Origin of the sequence: Polymorphum gilvum SL003B-26A1, from assembly GCF_000192745.1 — a bacterium.
Lineage (GTDB): Bacteria > Pseudomonadota > Alphaproteobacteria > Rhizobiales > Stappiaceae > Polymorphum > Polymorphum gilvum.
This window is the reverse complement of the sequence record NC_015259.1, coordinates 3,553,499-3,571,699: the sequence shown is the minus strand read 5'-3', so window position 1 is coordinate 3,571,699 and position 18,201 is coordinate 3,553,499. Positions and strand designations below refer to the sequence as shown.

At 69.2% G+C, this 18,201-nt stretch carries 17 protein-coding genes; 3 read left to right on the top strand and 14 right to left on the bottom strand.

Going from position 1 to position 18,201, the window contains the following annotated elements; all coding sequences use genetic code 11:
• Window positions 1-95: 95 nt before the first annotated feature.
• Window positions 96-1,190: a class I SAM-dependent methyltransferase gene (locus tag SL003B_RS16685; protein ID WP_013654038.1), complete on the bottom strand. Its 1,095-nt coding sequence runs from the start codon at window positions 1,188-1,190 to the stop codon at window positions 96-98.
• Window positions 1,191-1,625: 435 nt separating this feature from the next.
• On the opposite strand from SL003B_RS16685, the gene SL003B_RS16680 reads away from it, so the two are divergent.
• A complete protein-coding gene (locus SL003B_RS16680) occupies window positions 1,626-2,534 on the top strand; it encodes a hypothetical protein (protein WP_148259335.1) in 909 nt (302 codons plus the stop codon).
• Window positions 2,535-2,647: 113 nt separating this feature from the next.
• On the opposite strand, the gene SL003B_RS16675 is transcribed toward SL003B_RS16680, so the two are convergent.
• The 12 genes from SL003B_RS16675 to SL003B_RS16625 form a co-directional block, all read right to left on the bottom strand.
• Window positions 2,648-3,883: a class I SAM-dependent RNA methyltransferase gene (locus SL003B_RS16675; RefSeq protein WP_013654036.1), complete on the bottom strand. Its 1,236-nt coding sequence runs from the start codon at window positions 3,881-3,883 to the stop codon at window positions 2,648-2,650.
• Window positions 3,884-4,024: 141 nt separating this feature from the next.
• On the bottom strand, window positions 4,025-4,768 hold the full coding sequence (locus SL003B_RS16670; protein ID WP_013654035.1) for a TlyA family RNA methyltransferase: 744 nt from the start codon (window positions 4,766-4,768) through the stop codon (window positions 4,025-4,027).
• A 20-nt stretch (window positions 4,769-4,788) separates the two neighbouring features.
• Window positions 4,789-4,923: a hypothetical protein gene (locus SL003B_RS24010; RefSeq protein ID WP_277914607.1), complete on the bottom strand. Its 135-nt coding sequence runs from the start codon at window positions 4,921-4,923 to the stop codon at window positions 4,789-4,791.
• 21 nt (window positions 4,924-4,944) lie between these two features.
• Window positions 4,945-5,571: an SCO family protein gene (locus SL003B_RS16665; protein ID WP_013654034.1), complete on the bottom strand. Its 627-nt coding sequence runs from the start codon at window positions 5,569-5,571 to the stop codon at window positions 4,945-4,947.
• A gap of 7 nt (window positions 5,572-5,578) precedes the next feature.
• On the bottom strand, window positions 5,579-6,088 hold the full coding sequence (locus SL003B_RS16660) for a copper chaperone PCu(A)C (RefSeq protein WP_013654033.1): 510 nt from the start codon (window positions 6,086-6,088) through the stop codon (window positions 5,579-5,581).
• Window positions 6,089-6,174: 86 nt separating this feature from the next.
• Window positions 6,175-6,567, bottom strand: a complete 393-nt coding sequence (locus SL003B_RS16655) for a hypothetical protein (protein ID WP_041375599.1) — start codon at window positions 6,565-6,567, stop codon at window positions 6,175-6,177.
• Window positions 6,568-6,623: 56 nt separating this feature from the next.
• Complete coding sequence (locus SL003B_RS16650; protein WP_013654031.1) at window positions 6,624-8,006, bottom strand: MFS transporter; 1,383 nt, start codon at window positions 8,004-8,006, stop codon at window positions 6,624-6,626.
• Between the two features lie 172 nt (window positions 8,007-8,178).
• Entirely contained in the window at window positions 8,179-10,125 is a 1,947-nt protein-coding gene (gene dxs / locus SL003B_RS16645; protein WP_041375598.1) for a 1-deoxy-D-xylulose-5-phosphate synthase, read from the bottom strand.
• Between the two features lie 303 nt (window positions 10,126-10,428).
• Window positions 10,429-11,547, bottom strand: a complete 1,119-nt coding sequence (locus SL003B_RS16640; protein ID WP_013654029.1) for a helix-turn-helix transcriptional regulator — start codon at window positions 11,545-11,547, stop codon at window positions 10,429-10,431.
• 52 nt (window positions 11,548-11,599) lie between these two features.
• Window positions 11,600-11,923: an exodeoxyribonuclease VII small subunit gene (locus tag SL003B_RS16635; protein WP_013654028.1), complete on the bottom strand. Its 324-nt coding sequence runs from the start codon at window positions 11,921-11,923 to the stop codon at window positions 11,600-11,602.
• A gap of 17 nt (window positions 11,924-11,940) precedes the next feature.
• Complete coding sequence (locus SL003B_RS16630) at window positions 11,941-12,870, bottom strand: histone deacetylase family protein (protein WP_013654027.1); 930 nt, start codon at window positions 12,868-12,870, stop codon at window positions 11,941-11,943.
• Window positions 12,871-13,249: 379 nt separating this feature from the next.
• The gene (locus SL003B_RS16625) at window positions 13,250-14,248 is read right to left on the bottom strand and encodes an L-threonylcarbamoyladenylate synthase (protein ID WP_013654025.1); all 999 of its coding nucleotides are present in this window, start codon (window positions 14,246-14,248) and stop codon (window positions 13,250-13,252) included.
• A 188-nt stretch (window positions 14,249-14,436) separates the two neighbouring features.
• On the opposite strand from SL003B_RS16625, the gene SL003B_RS16620 reads away from it, so the two are divergent.
• Window positions 14,437-16,218, top strand: a complete 1,782-nt coding sequence (locus tag SL003B_RS16620) for an acyl-CoA dehydrogenase family protein (protein ID WP_013654024.1) — start codon at window positions 14,437-14,439, stop codon at window positions 16,216-16,218.
• A 28-nt stretch (window positions 16,219-16,246) separates the two neighbouring features.
• Window positions 16,247-16,993 carry a crotonase/enoyl-CoA hydratase family protein gene (locus tag SL003B_RS16615; RefSeq protein WP_013654023.1) on the top strand — a complete coding sequence of 249 codons (747 nt, stop codon included), beginning with the start codon at window positions 16,247-16,249 and terminating at the stop codon, window positions 16,991-16,993.
• 231 nt (window positions 16,994-17,224) lie between these two features.
• Here SL003B_RS16615 and SL003B_RS16610 read toward each other — a convergent pair whose 3' ends face one another.
• Window positions 17,225-18,166, bottom strand: coding sequence for a DnaJ C-terminal domain-containing protein (locus SL003B_RS16610; RefSeq protein WP_013654022.1), 942 nt, complete (start codon window positions 18,164-18,166; stop codon window positions 17,225-17,227).
• Between the last annotated feature and the right edge of the window lie 35 nt (window positions 18,167-18,201).

Genomic DNA, 18,201 nt, shown 5'->3' with positions numbered 1-18,201 from the left:
TAAGACTATGCTCCGGTGAGCAAGCTGGAGCGATGTCTTGTCGATCAAGCGGTTCCGCTCGACCGGAAGGGCTCTCCGGGCGGGGGGCGCCATGCTCAAGCCTTCTCGTACACCGCCACCCGCGATACGAACGCCGGTTCGACCGAGACCCGCCGCAGCCCGCCGGCGCCGAACAGGGCGTCGAGGTCCTCCGTCAGGTAGGAGGCGTAGTAGGGCTCGTGGAAGAGCTGCGGGAACAGCGACAGCAGGCCGTCGTAGTCCGGCACGTCGCCGCGCTGCAGGCTGTCGACGAACAGCAGCCGTCCGCCCGGCTTCAGCACCCGCGCGATCTCGGTCGCCGCCGTCTTGCGGATCTTCGGCGGCAGTTCGTGGAACAGGTAGATGCAGCTGACCACGTCGAGACTGGCATCGGCGAACGGCAGCGACTCGGCGAGGCCGGCGGCGAAGCGCGCCCGCGCGCTTGCCATGCGCTCGCGCGCGACCCGCAGATACGGCTCCGAAAGGTCGAGCCCGACGCCGGTCAGCCGAGGGAAGGCGGCGAGCGCGGGCCGGAGCAGGCCGCCGGTGCCGCAGGCGAGGTCCAGATAGGCGAGCCGGCGCTGGTCCTTCCGGCGCACGATCTCGGCGAAGGGCACCAGCGCGCGCCGGCGCATGGCCGCCGTCGCCCCGGAAAACAGCACCTCGACCTGGAAGTCGTAGAGCCGGGCGCTGTCCTCCGACAGCCAGCCGTCGGTCTGGAAATGGAAGTTCTGGCGATAGTAGCGCGGCAGCGCGGCGGCGAAGCCGCCTTCCTGCGCCACCTCCTGGTGCGTGCCTTGCGCTCGTCGCCGGGCGACCGCCGGCACGTCGGAAAAGAAGCGGCGGCTCAGGCCGATGAGCTCCAGCGGCGACAGGTAGCCGTCGCGCGGCATCGGATAGACCCCGGCCTCGATCGCGGCAAGGTCCCTGGCGAACAGTTGCGCGATGTCGGCCAGCATGCGCCGCTGGCCCGGCACCGGCCCGTCCGCCTTCGGCGGCGCCGGCGGCGCGGGCAGATCCTTCTGCAGGCGCCGGTTGATCCGCCGCAGCGCCTCGGCATGGGCGGTGTAGAGCGCCACCCGGCTGCCCTGGCGCAGGACATAGTCGACCCGGCGGGCGAGGGTGCCGATACCGCCTATGCCGCCGCTGGATGCCATCTCCGCCCTGGCCATGCGCGCGTCTCCTTGGGTTCGCTGGGGATCTTTCCACTTTAACATGGCGCGGCCCCGGTCGTCCGCAAGCCCCGGTCGTCCGCAAGCCCCGCTCGTCCGCAAGCCCCGCTCGGCCCCAGACCGGCCGGTCTTCCCTTCGGGCCTCATCACGAGGAGGCGCGCAGCGCCGCTTCGGACCGGGGCGGCAGGCTCCCGCGACGGAGGCCGGCCGCGACGGCAAGGCTGCCTGTGGAGCGGCTGCTGCGCCGCCTCCCCACCGCGGTCATCCCCGCCTCCGCGCGGGGGGATCCATCCGGCCATGCGGCTTGCGCAGGCGCCTGCGCGCCCAGCCTCGCCGAAGTCTTGCCCGAAACGCTGACAAAGATTCATGGTTGCTCTTCTTGGTGCTTCCGCCAATTATGGGAGGGATCAGGATGACAAAATGGAGGGATAGGCATGTCCGCAGAAGCAATCGCGGGTATCGTTTCAATACTTGGAAGATATGGACCTCCTCTTATGGATGGTTATAGGGTGCTTAAAGAGCTAGGTCTATTTTCAGGAGGTAGAAGAAATACGGAAGCGGCAATCGAAAATCTGAATCAGCAGGTGGAGGAAATCCGGAGTGAACTCAAAATTCTTGGAGAGAGGATCAAAGAGGTCAGGGACGAACTCGAGCGCGAAATACGGCAGTCGGAATATCGCCTGATCGCAAATTCGGTGATCGCCGGCAACGAGACGTTCCTGCAGTTTATCCGGACCGGCAACCGGACGCTGGTGGCTTCGCTTGCGCTCAATTCGAACACCAACGAGCGGAACCTGGATGCGATGTTGTCCAGCGAGGAGGTTAGGCTCAGCAGCCAGTTCTACGTCGCCTATTTCAATCTCTATCTCATTCACATGCGGTCGCGCTTCGTCATCCAGAGCTGCCTTGACGGGGTCGGCACCGATGAAAAGGTTGCCTTTGTCGCGCGCAACGCGGACAGGATCGCGGCCTATGGGGCCGCCTGTCTGAACCACCTGAGACGGGCGATCCGCGACCAGTACGAGATCCGCTATCTCGGTTTCGATCAGGACAGGATCCTCTTGGACGACAACGGGCGGCGGATGCCGGGTGCTAGGGCTTACGAACTCTGGGGCTTCAGCAAGGGTGGCGGTCCCGAGGTCGTGGTGTCGCGCGCCGAATTCCGCTCGGGCCTGCTCGATCACGTCGGTCCGGGCAATCAGTCGCGGCGTCGGGCGGCGAAGGCTGCCGTCCATGCGCATATCGAGGGACTGGTCGAGGACGAGTTCGAGATCGAGAGTCGCCCCTACGGCGGCATCCTGACGATGCTGCCCGACAGCCTGGCGGAGACGGTCGGCCGGTGAGACCCGGCGCTAACTAAGGCGCAGGCTGGACGCGGCGATCCTCTTCCTTGTGGGGAGGGTCAGGGGTTGGGTGTGGCCGACGAGCGCCTCGGCTCTCGCCGGCAGCGCCAGGCCTACCGCTCCAGCGCCGCCACCGCCTCGACATGGGTCGAGAACAGGAACTGGTCGACCGGCGTCACCGATAGGAGCCGGTAGCCGCCGTCGATCAGGATCCTCAGGTCGCGGGCGAGCGTCGCCGGGTTGCAGGACACGGCGGCGATCCGCGCCACCCGCGACTGCGCCAGCTGCTCGGCCTGCGCCTGCGCGCCGGCGCGCGGCGGATCGAAGACGACCGCGTCGAAGGGCGCGAGTTCTGCGGCCATCAGCGGCCGGCGGAACAGGTCGCGCCGCTCCAGCGTCACCTGCTTCAGCCCGCGCGGCACGCGGATCGCCCGGTCGAGCGCGGCGAGGGCGGCCGCCTCGGCCTCGACTGCGTGCACCGAGGCCGTTTCGGCCATCCGGAGCGTGAAGGTGCCGATGCCGGCGAACAGGTCGGCGGCCCGTTTGGCCGGGCCGAGCGCCTGCGCGACCAGCCCGGCAAGGGCGGTCTCCGCCTCGGCGGTGGCCTGGGTGAAGGCGCCGGGCGGCGGCACCACGCTCGCCCGCCCCATGGTCAGCACCGGCGCGCGCCGCTCGACGATCGTCTCGCCGTCGACGGACAGCCGGGCGAGGTCGAGGTCGGCGGCGAGTGCGGTCAGCGCCACCAGCTTCTTCTCGGTTCCCGGCGCGGCGTTGCCGACCGCGACGTCGAGCCCGGCCTCGCTTGCCAGCACGGCGATCCGCACCTCGCCCCGGCGCGGCATCAGCGCCGCGGCCAGCGTCTTCAGACCTGGCAGCGCGGCGGTGATCGCCGGCACCAGCACCGGGCATTCCGTGACGTCGACCAGCCGGTGGCTGGCCTTCTCGTGGTAGCCGAGCAGGATCTTGTGCCCGGCGCGCACTGCCGTCAGCGCCGCTCGCCGGCGCGTCGCCGGCCGCGCGGCGACGGTGGCGCCGACCTCGGCGGCAATGCCCCGGTCGGCCAGCGCTTCGATCACCAGGTCGCGCTTCCAGGCGAGATAAGGGTCGGGCGCCAGGTGCTGCACGTTGCAGCCGCCGCAGCGCTCGACATGCCGGCAGACGGGAGTGATCCGCTCCGGGCTCGGCTGCAGGAGGTCGACCATCGTCGCCCGCTGGCCGGCGACCCGCGCCCGCACCCGTTCGCCGGGCAGGGCACCGGCCACGAACAGAGGGCCGTCCGGCCCGTCGGCGAGGCCGTCGCCGCGGTGGCCGAGGCCGGTGATGGTCAGTTCGAGGGTCGCGTCCGTCATCGCGCAGCGATAGCCTCCGCAACGCCGTCCCGCAAGCGGCGTTCGGACGCGCCTGTCGGTGCGACGGGCGTCGGCGGGTCTCCGGCAGGTCTCCGGAACCCCGCCGCAACATGCCCCAGAAAACAAAATAAAGCCTTGAAGCTAAATGCTTTTGCGGCCGTGAAGCAGCCATTCGCGATTGCCGTCGCCACCCGTCACCGGAGACGGCGTCAGGCCGAGCGCGGTCCAGCCTGGCTGGGCGTTCAGCCAGTCGGCGAGGTTTTTCGCACAGGCTTCGGCTGTGTCCGGGTCGACCAGCCCGCCCTTGCCGATGCCGTCGCGGCCGACCTCGAACTGAGGCTTGACGAGGACAACCGCCTCCGCGCCCGGCGCGGCCAGCGCCAGCGCGGGCGGCAGCGCCAGCCGCAGCGAGATGAAACTGACATCCGAAACAATGAGTTGCGGCGCGTCGCCGTCGAGGTCTGCGGCGCTCAGCGCGCGCGCGTTGAGCCCGTCGCGCCGCCGGACCCGGGGATTGCCGGCGACCGCCTCGTCCATCTGGCCGTGGCCGACGTCGATCGCATGCACGCGCTCGGCGCCGCGCTCCAGCAGCACCTGGGTGAAGCCGCCGGTCGAGGCGCCGATGTCGAGGCAGACCCTGTCCGCCGGGTCGACCCCGAATTGGTCAAGTCCAGCAAGCAGTTTCAGCGCCGCCCGCGAGACATATCCCCGGGCCGGGTCGTCGATGGCGATCGCAGCACTGGGGCCGACGGCAAGGCCGGGCTTGTCGGCGATCCGACCGTCGACGGTTACCGTGCCGCGCAGAATGGCGTCGCGCGCGCGCGCCCGGCTCGGCGCCAGGCCGAGCTCGACAAGGCGTTGGTCGAGGCGCTTCTTGTCGGACATTCCTGATTTATATCAAAAGTTTAGAAGCATCCGGCGATGGCCGAGGCCATCCTGTCGAAATAGACTCGCTCGCCGAAGCGCAGCCACAGCACGACGGCGGCGAGCAGCACGGCGCCGCCTGCGATCCCCGCTCCCGCCGTCCAGCCGATGCGCATGCCGTCCGCTCCTCCCGCGCCTCAGGATCCTGTTTCCGCCGTCTCGATCAGCCGGCGCAGCTTGGCCAGGGCGGTCTCCTCGGCCTCGCCGTAAGCGATTGTTCCGACAAAGCGATTGTCCTTGTTCATGAGGAACACCGCCGCCGAATGGTCCATCGTGTAGCCGCCGTCGTCGAGCGGCACCTTCTTGGCGTAGACCCGATAGGTGCGGATCATATCGGCAATCTGCGCCTCTGTCCCGCTCAGCGGCACGATGCGCGGATCGAAGGCGGCGACATAGTCGCGGATGACCTCCGGCGTATCGCGCTCCGGATCGACGGTGACGAAGGCGTAGTTCAGCTTGTCTGCATCCGCACCGAGCGCCGTGATCCAGCCCTGCATGTCCGACAGCGTCGTCGGGCAGACGTCGGGACAGAAGGTGAAGCCGAAATAATACAGCGTCGGCTTGCCCTTGAACTCCGCGTCGGTGACGGTCCGGCCGTCGCCGGCGACCAGCGTGAACGGCCCGCCGATTGCCGACACCGGTTCGATCAGCGCCTGGCCGCCCTTGCCGCCGGTGATCTGCTGGTAGCTGACCACCCCGGCGGCGACGGCCAGGGCGACAACTGCCGCCCAGGCCCCGTAGCGTATGGCTTTCAAACCAGACATGACGTCCTCAGTTCGGGCTCTTCATCGGCATGTGGCCATGGCCGTGGCCGCCCTGGTCCATGCCCTTGGCGCCGATCTTGGCGATCGGCATCTCGATGTCGACGCTGCCGGCCTTCTCGAAGGTCAGCGTGACCGCAGCCATGCCGCCCTCCGTGAGGGGCTCCTTCAGGTCCATGAACATGACATGGAGCCCGCCCGGCTCCAGGGCAACCGTCTGGCCGGCCGGAACCGGGATGCCGCCCTGCATCTCGCGCATCTTCATCACGCCGTCGACGACCGCCATCTCGTGCAGCTCGACGCGGCCGGCGACCGGGGAGGCGGCGGACACCAGCGTGTCGTCGGCGCCGCCGGTGTTGGTGATGGTCAGGAAGCCGCCGCCGGCCATGGCGTTGGGCGGCGTCGCGCGGGTCCAGGGATCCTTGATCACCAGGTCGCCGAGCGTGGTCTCGCCGGCAAGGGCGAGGGCGGAGGTCAGGCTGAGGATGGCGGCAGCCATCAGGGACTTGAAGTTGGTCATTGTCTCTTGATCCGATCTGAATATGCGAAAACCGAGCTCCGCAGGCGGATCCACGATCCGCAGGAGCGCGCTGGCGACGGAAAGGATCAGGAGAGCGGGGGCGCCCGGATCGGACCGGGACCGTGGGGGAAACGGCCGTAGGAGGGCTCATCGCCCGGCATCGGATCGGCACGGCCGGCCGCATCGGCCAGCGCGCGGCCGCCGACGGGCCGGTCGTCTGCAACCGCGACTAGGCCGTGATGCAGGCAGGCGGGGCCGCAGGGGCAGTCGTCGGGGTCGTGCCCGCCGAGGGGGCGCGGCGTTCCGTCGACGCCCTGCGTCTGGCATAGCACGCCGAAGCCGGCATCGGCGGCCTGCGGCACGACGGCGGCGCTGATTACCAGCAGCGCCAGCCGCACGGCGATCGCCAGCGCCGCCAGCACGGCGACGGGATGGCGCTCGGAGCGCAGGCACTGCAGCAGGGAGCGTGACCGGTTCATGGCGGCACTATGGGCAAACCGTCCCGGCCGGTCGAGTGTTTTCTTGCCGCAGCCGCTCACAGGGTGCTGTCGGTCCGCGTGTCTCCCGGGCCGGCGGATCCTTCCCCGTCCGCCGCCTCGCCGCCGACCGGCAGCGTCTCTTCGGTGACCTCCGGGCTGTAGCCGGCGTCCTCGTAGGCGGGGAACTCTTCCGGGGGGATGACGTCCGGATCGGCGACGTCCAGCGGCTCCGGACTGATGACGGTGCCGACCTGGGCAGTGGCGGCATATTCGAAGTCGAGCTTCTCCTCCGGCGTCATGGCCTGGCGCGCGAACAGGCGGGTCGCGATATAGGCGACCGTCACCACCTGTACGGCGGCGACCTGGTAGTAGAGGCCGCTCGGACCCAGGTCCTGCATCAGCAGCGAGGCGCTGATCGGCCCGATGATCGATCCGAGACCGAAGGACAGCAGCAGGCCCGAGGAGGTTTCGACATAGGCATCCGCGTCGGCGTGGTCGAACGCATGGGCCACCGCGATGGCATAGGCGGGCTGCGAGAACACGCCGATCACCAGAGCAAATAGGGTCGCGGCGACGGGAGACGCGGGCTCGATCGTCACGATGGCGAGTGAGATGACGAAGGTCGCCACCGCAAGGCCAACCAGCACGAGACGCCGGTCGATCCGGTCCGATAGGCGGCCGAACGGCCACTGGGCGACCACGCCGCCGCCGATGATGGCGGCCGTGTAGAATGCCGCCTGGTTGGTGCTCAGGCCGATCTGGGCGCCGTAGAGCGGCGCCAGCGTCCACAGCGCGCCGCTGGCCACGCCGATCAGCAGGCAGCTTACGAAGGCCGCCGGCGAGGTCCGGTACAGCCGCACCGGGCGAAAGCGGACGAGGGTGATCGGTGCCGGCTGGTTGGCGGTCGTCAGCGACACCGGGATGACGGCCAGGCTGACCATCACCGAGGCGGCGACGAAGGGCACGAACCCGGAGATGCCGAGGCCGGAGATCGACACCTGTCCGAGCATCATCGCCGCGTAGAGCACGACGATGTAGACAGACATGATTGTGCCGCGGTTCTCGTTGCTGGCCGCCTCGTTCAGCCAGCTTTCGACGATCATGTAGAAGCCGGCCAGGCAGAAGCCGGAGATGACGCGGACCAGGAACCAGGCGAGCGGGTCGACGAACACCGGATGCAGGATCGCTGCCGCCGACATCAGCGACACGAGGGCTGCGAAAGCCCGGATATGGCCGGCGCGCATGATGACATAGGGCGAGGCGAGGCAGCCGAGCACCATGCCGACGAAATAGGCCGAGGAGACCAGGCCGATCTCGAAATCGGTGAAGGACGCCTGCCGGGCGGCGAGCGGCAGCAGGGTGGTCTGCAGGCCGTGCCCGACGAGCAGCAGGCCGACCGACGCCAGCAGCGCGGAAATCGAAGCCAGGGCCTTGATCATGGATGCCACCTTGTCGTGCGGTCAGGACGACGGCGCTGTCGCCGGATGGGCGTGCGCTGCGCGATCAGCAGGTTCGGCCCCGCGCCATTCGGCTGCGAGGCATTTCAGCACTTCGCCCGCAAGTCAATTCGCGACGTCTGCCGGAGTCGGTTTTCAGCCTTAATCGTGTCGCTCAGGCCCGTCGGGCAATTGCCGCCGCGTCTCGTCCTAACGCTTCGAACACGCGCGTCAGGATCGCTGTCGCGTTCAGGCCCGCCTGGGCATAGAGCGCGTCGGGCTTGTCCTGGTCCTGGAAGCTGTCCGGCAGCGTCATGGTACGCACCCTAAGCCCCCGGTCGAGGGCGCCGGCTTCCGCCAGGGCGGCGAGGACGTGGCTGCCGAAGCCGCCGACCGAGCCCTCCTCGATGGTCACCAGAACCTCGTGCTCGCGGGCGAGCCGCAGGACGAGATCCGTGTCGAGAGGCTTGGCGAAGCGTGCGTCGGCGACCGTGGTCGACAGGCCCGCGGCGTCGAGTTCGTCGGCGGCCTTGAAGCATTCGCCGAGCCGCGCGCCGAACGACAGCAGCGCCACCTTGGTGCCCTCGCGCCGGATGATGCCCTTGCCGATGTCGAGCACGCGGCCGCGCTCGGGCAGTTCCACGCCCATGCCCTCGCCACGCGGATAGCGGAATGAGATCGGGCCGTCGTCATAGGCTGCCGCGGTCGCCACCATGTGCCGCAGTTCCGCCTCGTCGGAGGCCGCCATCACCACGAAGCCGGGCAGGCAGGCGAGGAAGGCGGTGTCGAATGCGCCCGCATGGGTCGGTCCGTCGGCACCGACGAGGCCGGCGCGGTCGATCGGAAAGCGCACCGGCAGACCCTGGATGGCGACGTCGTGCACCACCTGGTCGTAGGCGCGCTGCAGGAACGTCGAATAGATTGCCGCGAACGGCTTGTAGCCCTCGGTCGCGAGGCCGGCAGCGAAGGTCACCGCATGCTGCTCGGCGATGCCGACGTCGAAGGTGCGCTTGGGGAAGGCTTCCTGGAACAGGTCGAGCCCGGTCCCTTCCGGCATCGCTGCCGTGATGGCGACGATCTTGTCGTCCTGCTCCGCCTCCTGCACCAGCGAGCGTGCGAACACGCTCGTGTAGCTCGGTGCGTTCGCCTTGGGCTTGGCCTGCTTGCCGGTAATGACGTCGAACCTGGCAACGCCGTGGTACTTGTCCTTGGCGCCCTCGGCCGGCGCGTAGCCCTTGCCCTTCTGGGTCACCACATGGATCAGCACCGGGCCGCTGTGGGTGTCGCGCACGTTCCTCAGCACCGGCAGCAGGTGCTCCAGGTTGTGGCCGTCGACCGGTCCGACGTAATAGAAGCCGAGTTCCTCGAAAAGCGTTCCGCCGGTCCAGAAGCCGCGGGCGAATTCTTCTGCCTTTGCGGCCTTTTCCTGCAGCGGGCGGGGCAGGGCGCGGGCGATGCTCTTTGCCGCGTCGCGCAGCGACTGGTAGGTTGGTCCGGATACCAGCTTGGCCAGGTAGGCCGACATGGCGCCGACCGGCGGGGCGATCGACATGTCGTTGTCGTTCAGCACCACGATCAGGCGCGAGTGCATCGAGCCGGCATTGTTCATCGCCTCGTAGGCCATGCCGGCGGACATGGCGCCGTCGCCGATCACCGCGATCACGTTGTTGGCGCGCCCGTCGAGGTCGCGCCCGACTGCCATGCCGAGGCCCGCCGAGATCGAGGTGGAGGAATGCGCCGCGCCGAACGGGTCGTAGGGACTTTCGGCGCGCTTGGTGAAGCCGGACAGGCCGCCGCCCTGACGCAGGGTGCGAATGCGGTCGCGACGTCCGGTCAGGATCTTGTGCGGGTAGCACTGGTGGCCGACATCCCAGATCAGCCTGTCGTCGGGGGTGTTGAACACGTAGTGCAGAGCGACGGTCAGTTCGACCACGCCAAGTCCCGCGCCGAGATGGCCGCCGGTCTCCGAGACGGCATCGATCGTCTCCTTGCGCAACTCGTCGGCAAGCTGGGCGAGGTCCGCTTCGGCGAGAGCACGCAGGTTCGCGGGACTGGTGACCTTGTCGAGCAGCGGGGTATGCGGCTTGGAAGACACGCGCGTGGTCACTCCGTGGTGGGGCATCGGTAAGCCCGCAGGCTTACACCAAGCACCTGGAGGGTGCAAATCGATTGGCAAGGTCGCAAATGACCGATTCTTGAGCAGGTACGGCCAGCCTCCCGCAGGAATTGAAAAGATCGCCGATCATATCGGCAATTGTCACCCGTTTGGGTGATGCGGTTGGCAAAGAAATAATTTACACGGAGGGCGTGGTCGATGGGGCCACGTGCACAGTGATCAACTGGGACCGTGTTCTACGCGGTCCCTTTTTTCGTATGCGGCTGGGCCATGCGGCCTGGACCGGCGTGGAACGTCCTTCGCGCCGGTTCAATAGAGGCCGGACAGGCCGGCGATCATCTGGCACAGTTCGACCTGGGACCGCGTCCCGGTCTTCTCGTAGATCCGGCGCAGGTGCGTCTTGCCCGTGTTGCGCGTCACCGACAGCGTCTCCAGCGTCTCCGCCAGCGATCCGGTCGCCGCAAGGTAGTACGCCAGGCGCGCCTCGCTTCTTGACAGGCCGTAGAGGGCTCTGAGTGCGTCGCGTACGTCGCGGTGGATCGGCCGCGCGTCGCGGACCTGGATGTGCACCAGCGGTTCGCCGGCCGTCTCGACGGTGCGGAAGACCATCCGGCAGCGCCGCCGGTCTGCACCCTCGAAAACCGCTTCGCCGCGCCGCTCCGGTGGCGGGCTCTTTCGCGGTCCGGCAAGGCCGCTGTCCGGGGCCGCGATCGCCGCCAGCACTTCGGCCAGCACGTCGTCGACCTCCTTGGGCTGCGCGACCAGCCGTCCGCTCTTGGTGTCGAACAGGTCGCTCGCCGCCATCGCCTGGTGGCCCGCGGGCGTGGCGGCGACGACCCGCCGCTGCCGGTCGATCAGGATCGCCCGTTCCTCCAGGTTGCGCACCAGCAGGTGCAGCGCCTCGCTCGCTGCCCTGGCCTGCTCGGCGTGGTCGCTCAGCCGCAGGCCGTTGGCGATGTGCCGGATGATCCGGCGCGCGAAGGCGGTCTCGGCGAGGCCGAACGGACCGCCCTCGGGGCGCAGGATCGCCAGCAGCGCCTTGCGCCGCTCACTGCGCAGCACCGATGCCAGCAGCCCGTCCGCGCGGCGGGCAGGCTCGCCGTCGCTGTCCTGGCCGTCCGGAAAGGCCAGCTCTCGCAGTGTCAGCGTGCGCTCCAGCGGTGCGTCGCGCAGCAGGTGCGCGAGCACCGACTTGCCCGACGGCGCCAGCGCCCGCGACAGGCAGACCAGCAGCGGCTCGGCCTGCGCGCGCGGACAGTAGCGGGCGCTGTGCCGTCCGTCGGGGCCGAAATCGAGCAGCAGCACCTCGGCGGCGAGCGCCGCTTCGAGCGCTTCGGCCGCCGCGCTCCAGTCCGCCTGGGCACCGAGCGCCGCGTAGAGCGAATCGATCAGCCTGTCCTGAGTCTGGGCGGAAATGCGCAGCGTCATTCGGCGTCGTGCTCCCAGCCTGCCGTCGCAGGAAGACCGCGGCGCGTCGGTCTCAGCTTTCCGGATCGAGCGCGGTCGTGCCGCGCGCGCCGCCGTCGGCGCCGAGCTGGATCTTCTCCACCTTCTCCTCGGCTGCCTTCAGCAGCCGGTCGCAGTGGCTGCGCAGCGCCGCGCCGCGCTCGTACATCTCGATGCTCTTCTCCAGCGGCACGTTGCCCTGCTCCAGGGCTTGGACGATTCGCTCCAACTGGCCGAGGGCCTCTTCGAAGGACAGGGCGGAAAGCTCGGGCGCGGGCGTGTCGGTGGTCATGGCGGTCTCGATCGGCTGGAACCTCGTTTCGATGGAGACCCTTGCCGGATCCGCGCCGAGCGTCAAGGGAGGCCGCCCGCCGGTCAACCGGTCATCAGCGTCATGACATGCGCCGCGACCGACCGCGCCAGACCCTCCAGGTCGTAGCCGCCTTCCAGAATCGACACCACGCGGCCGTCGCTGTGGCGGTCGGCGACGTCCATCAGCGCCTTGGTCGCCCAGCCGAAATCGGCCTCGACCAGGTTCAGCCCGCCGAGCGGGTCGCGGACATGGGCGTCGAAGCCGGCGGAGATCACGACGAGGTCCGGTGCGAAGGCGTCGAGCCGCGGCAGGATGACGGTCTGGAACGCCTCGCGGAACACCGCGCCGTCGTCGCCGGCCGCCAGCGGGACGTTGACGATGGTGTTGGCCTCGCCGGTCTCGTCGGCGGCCCCCGAGCCCGGATAGAGCGGCATCTGGTGGGTCGAGCAGTACATCACGCTCGGATCCGCCCAGAAGATATCCTGGGTGCCGTTGCCGTGATGGACGTCGAAGTCGACGATCGCGACCCGTTCAAGGCCATGCGCCGACTGGGCGTGGCGGGCCGCGATGGCGGCGTTGTTGAACAGGCAGAAGCCCATGGCGCGGGCTTTTTCGGCATGGTGTCCCGGCGGCCGGGAGGCGGAGAAGGCGTTGGAGACCTTTTTCGCCACGACCTCGTCGACCGCCTGGCAGGCGGCGCCGACTCCCCTCAGCGCGGCTTCCCAGCTGCCCGGCGACATGGTCGTGTCGGCGTCGATGCGCACCAGGCCTTCGGTCGGCGCGGCCTTGTAGAGGCTGTCGACATAGGCCATCGGATGCACGCGCGCGATCGCCTCGACCGTTCCCATCGGGGCGTTCTCCCGTTCCAGGCTGTGGAAGCGTTCGTGCTCCAGAATCCGGTCGATAGCCCGCAGGCGATCGGGTCGTTCGGGGTGGCCGATGGGCGTCAGGTGGTCGAGGAAGCAGGGATGCGACAGGAGGAGGGTGGACAAGACGGGTCTCGGAAGCGGTGGTGGCGAATGCGCCAAGTGAGCGCCATCGCTTCGCCGGCTGTCAATGCGCAAGGTCAAATTGAGCCGGGAGGCGTCCGCAAAAAGAGAGGACCCGACCGTGCCGGCCAGGTCCTTGCTAGGTGCGAGCATCGCAATGCTCGAGGGGAGGTCCGCTGCATCACCAGAATTTATGATTAACAGATTAATAGATTTCTGGACAGCATTGTGAGCTGCTTGCCGCAGCGTCTGGGCAGAAAAACTGTGAATAAGGTCGTCGGGGATCTAGGTAGTTCCTGCAGGCAACTACGACCTTGGTGGCAAGGTCTTACGGGGCGGTCAGATCCGCTCGATCCCGTGCGACGGGTCGCAGCCGGTCCGCTCAGCAGCCGTGGCGCGGGGCGGCGGCGCGGCGCAGCCGGTCGTTGATCGCCTCGCCGAGCCCGCCGTCGGGGATCGGCTGCACGCAGATCGTCGCCGCGCCGCTGGCGTCGAGCCGGCGCAGGGCGGAGAACAGGGTGGCGGCCGCTTCCGCGAGGTCGCCGGTCGGGCTTAGGTTGACCGTCGCGACCGCCCGCTCGACGCCGGCCGGTGGCGTCGGTCCGAAGGCCAGCAGCGCCTCGCCGGACGCGACCTCGGTGGCGGCAAGACGGACGGTCGCGTTGGGCGCGTAGTGCGAGGTCAGCATCCCCGGCGCCTGTGGCGCGTCCGCCTGCTCCGTCTGGGCGGCGGCGAGCGGCCGTCCGAGCACCCGTTCGATCGCCTCGCGCGCGATCCCGCCCGGCCGCAGCAGCACCGGCTCCGCGCCGGCGAGGCCGACGATGGTGGACTCGATGCCGATCGGGCAGGGACCGGCATCGATCACGAAGGCCACCGCGTCGCCGAGATCGCGGATGACGTCGTCCGCCGTCGTCGCGCTGATCCTGCCCGACAGATTGGCGCTCGGCGCGGCCAGCGGCCGCCCGGTGCGTTCCGCCAGGAAGCGCATCACCGGGGCGGCCGGAACGCGCAGCGCGACCGTGTCGAGGCCTGCGGTGACCAGGTCGCAGATCGGCGAGCCGGCCGCCTTCGGCACCACCAGCGTCAGCGGTCCGGGCCAGAACGCCTGCGCCAGCGCGTGCGCGCGTGCGTCGAAGACGCCATGCCGCCGCGCCGCGTCTAGGCTTTCCAGGTGCGAGATGAGCGGGTTGAACCGCGGCCGGCCCTTGGCGGCGTAGATCGCGGCGCAGGCGCGGCCGTTGGTCGCGTCGGCGGCCAGGCCGTAGACGGTTTCCGTCGGCACGCCGACGAGGTTCCCGGCAAGCAGCGCCTCGCAGACCGCCGCCGCGACCGGCGACTGCCGCCAGTTCGGATCGTTCGGATCGATGCTCCAGCGCTGCATGCGTCGGGTCTTTCCAGCAGGGGGTGGCGTTTCGCGGCGGCCCGAAGCCGGACCTGCCGCAGGGTAACGTATTGACGTTTACGTAAACGACGATAGGGTCGCCGCACAAGCGGGTCTTCGCGCGGCGTTTTGGAGGGACGGTCCGGTTCCGTCAAGCCGCAAGAACCGAACTCGTCACGGAGGAAACCATGTATCGTGCGCCGCTGGCCGAAATCGCCTTCACCCTGAAACACGTCGCCGGGCTCGGCGATCTGCAGGCCATGCCGGGCCACGAGGACCTGACCGACGATCTGGTAGACGCGATCCTTGCCGAGGCGGCCCGCTTCGCGGCCGAGGAGATCGCGCCGCTCAACGCCGTGTCCGACCGCGCCGGCGCCACCTTCAGCGACGGCTCGGTGACGACGACTCCAGGCTGGCGCGACTGCTATCACCGCTGGATCGAGGGCGGCTGGAACGCCCTGCCGTCGAGCCCGGACCACGGTGGCCAGGGCCTGCCGCTGATGCTCTATGCGGCGACGCTGGAGATGTGGAACTCCGCCTCGATGGCCTTCGCCCTTGGTCCGACCCTGACCGTCGGCGCGGTGGAGGCGCTCGACAAGCACGCCTCCGCCGAGCTCAAGTCGAGGTATCTCGACAAGCTCGTCTCCGGCGAATGGATGGGGACGATGAATCTCACCGAGCCGCAGGCCGGTTCCGACCTCAACGCCCTCAAGGCGCGCGCCGAACGGCGGCCGGACGGCACTTACCGCATCTTCGGCCAGAAGATCTTCATCACCTACGGCGAGCACGACATCACCGACAACATTGTGCATCTCGTGCTCGCGCGCCTGCCCGACGCTCCGGCCGGCACGCGCGGCATCTCGCTCTTTCTCGTGCCGAAATTCCTGGTCAACGAAGACGGCTCGCTGGGCGCGCGCAACGACGTGCGCTGCGCCGGTGTCGAGCACAAGCTCGGCATCCACGGCTCGCCCACCTGCACCATGATCTACGGCGACGGCGAGGGCGCCATCGGCTGGCTGGTCGGCGAGGAGAATCGCGGTCTCGCCTGCATGTTCACGATGATGAACAACGCCCGCCTCGCCGTCGGCATCCAGGGTCTCGGCATTGCCGAAAGGGCCTTCCAGCAGGCGCTTGCCTATGCCCTCGACCGCCGGCAGGGGCGGGCTCCCGGCGACGCCGGCGAGGGCATGAGCGCGATCGCAGGCCATCCGGACATCAAGCGCTCGCTGCTGTTCATGCAGGCGCGCACGCAGGTCGCGCGCGCCATCTGCTTTGCCTGCGCCCATGCCATCGACATGGCAAGCCTGGCCACCGACCCGGAGGCGAAGGCGCACTGGTCCGACCGCGCCGGCCTGCTCACGCCGATCGCCAAGGCCCTGTCCACCGACATCGGCGTCGAGGTCGCCTCCACCGGCGTCCAGATCCACGGCGGCATGGGCTACATCGAGGAGACCGGCGCCGCCCAGCACCTGCGCGACGCGCGCATCGCGCCGATCTACGAGGGCACCAACGGTATCCAGGCGATCGACCTCGTCCAACGCAAGCTGCCGCTGGCCGGCGGCGCGCATGTGCGCGGCTTCATCGCGAACCTGGCGGCGCTTGCGAAAGAGGCTGCCGGCTCCAACCAGCCCGATCTCGGCGCCGTTGCCCCGGTGCTCGAGGAGGCGGTCGCCGATCTTGCGGTCGCCACCGAATGGCTGCTGCAGGCGCAGGCGGACGGCCGGACGGCGGAAGCCCTGTCCGGCGCGACGCCCTATCTGCGGCTCGCCGGCCTCACGCTCGGCGCCGCGCTGCTGGTCAAGGGCGCGCTGCGCAGCGACCCGGCCGACGCCGTGGCTGCGGCCCGGCGCCGCCTACTGGCCCGCTTCTTCGCCGATACGGCGCTGCGCGAAACGGCTGCGCTCAAGGCCGACGTCGTCGGCTCGGCGCAGGCGATCCTGGCATTCGACCCGCAGGCGCTGGCGTCCTGAGCGGGGCCGGCAGGAAAGGAAGGTCGCGATGATCCGCAGGCAGATCGCAGACGGCGTCAACCTCCTCCGGTTCGACCGTCCGGACAAGAAGAACGCCATCACCGGCGAGATGTATCTCGCCCTGGCACAGGCTCTCACAGAGGGCGATGCCGATGCCCAGGTGCGCTGCCATCTGCTGTGCGGCACGCCCGGCGCCTTCACGGCCGGCAATGACATCGCCGACTTCCTGCACTACGCGGGCACCGGCGCGCTCTCCGAACAGCCGGTGTCGCGGTTCCTCGAGGCTCTGTCGACCGTGGCAAAGCCCATGGTCGCGGCCGTCGACGGCCTGGCCATCGGCGTCGGCACAACCCTGCTGCTCCATTGCGACATGGTTTTCGCCAGCCCGCGCTCGCTGTTCCGGTCGCCCTTCGTCGATCTCGGTCTCGTGCCGGAGGCCGGCTCCAGCCTGCTTGCGCCGCGCGTGATGGGCTATCAGCGCGCCTTCGAACTGCTCTGCCTCGGGGACGGCTTCGATGCCGAGGCGGCGCGCGCGGCCGGCTTCGTCAATCACGTGGTGGCGGAAGCCGAGGTGGAGGCGCGGGCCCTCGACTGCGCGCGCCGGATCGCCGCCAAGCCGGTCGAGGCGATGCGTCTCGCGCGCGGGCTGCTGCGCGCCGACTGGGATCAGGTGCTGCGCCGGCTCGCCGAGGAATCGGCCCTGTTCTCCGAACGCCTCGGTTCGCCGGAAGCCAGGGCCGCCTTCACGGCCTTCATGACCAAGGGCAAGGCATAGCGCCGACCTGTCCGACGACGAGGCAGGAGACGCAAACCGGCCGCCGCGCCCGTCACTCCAGGCGCGCAGCCCCCGCCCTTGCTTGTCATCCCAGCGCAGGCTGGGATCCAGTAGACGAGCCGGCCGCCGCCGGCAACGAGGTTCCCGCAGCGGGACAACAACGGCGCGGAAACCGACGCCAGACCTTCGGGTCAGGGTTGGCGACGCCAGCCGTCGCGTCTGTCCTGTCGGTCAGTCGAACTCTGGGCCCCGGGCCGGATAGGGCGTGATCTCCTTCCACGCCTTCATCAGGGTTTCCAGTTCCTCGTCGCGGTTCGGCGGCAGCACGATCTGCAGCCGGACCAGCAGGTCGCCGTGGCCGCCGCTCTTGGTCGGCAGGCCCTTGCCCTTCAGGCGCATCACCTTGCCGCCGCTCGATCCCGGCGGCACCGTCAGGTGCACCGCGCCGTCCAGCGTCGGCGTGCGGATCTTGGCGCCGAGCACGGCCTCGTAGAGGGTGATCGGCAGGTCGAGATGGAGGTCCGCTCCGCGCGGTTCGAACAGCTTGTGCGGACGCAGCCGGATCTCGACCACCGCGTCTCCCGGCGCGCCGCCGGCCTCGCCCGGATAGCCCTGGCCGCGCAGGCGGATCTTATCGCCCTCGACCGTTCCGACCGGGATCTTCATGTCGACGGTTTTACCGCTCGGCAGCGTCACGCGCGTCTTGCCGTCGCGCGCCAGTTCCTCGAGGCTGACCTGCGCCAGCAGCTCGGCGTTCCGGCCGCGCGTCGGGGTGGCCGTGCGGCCGGCCTTCGCCCTCCGGCCGCCGCCGAAGCCGCCGAGAATGTCGCTCAGGATGTCGTCGAAGGCGCCGCCGCCCGGCTGCTGCGCACGGAAGCCGCGCGCCGCGCCTGCCTCGCGGAAGGCGTCGAAATCGGAAAAGCCCTCGAAGCCGTGCGCCTGGAAGCGCGGCTTGCCCTCGGCGTCGATCTCGCCACGGTCGAACTTCTGGCGCTTGTCCTTGTCCCCGACGATCTCGTAGGCCTGGTTGATCTCGGCAAAGCGCTGCTGCGCCTTCGGATCGTTGGCGTTCTGGTCCGGGTGGTACTGCTTGGCGAGCTTGCGGAAGGCCCGCTTGATGTCGGTTTCGCTCGCCGTCTTGTCGACACCGAGCACGGAATAGGGGTCGCGCATGGTTGAACCGTCTTGTTTCGAGGCGGTCGGCGGGG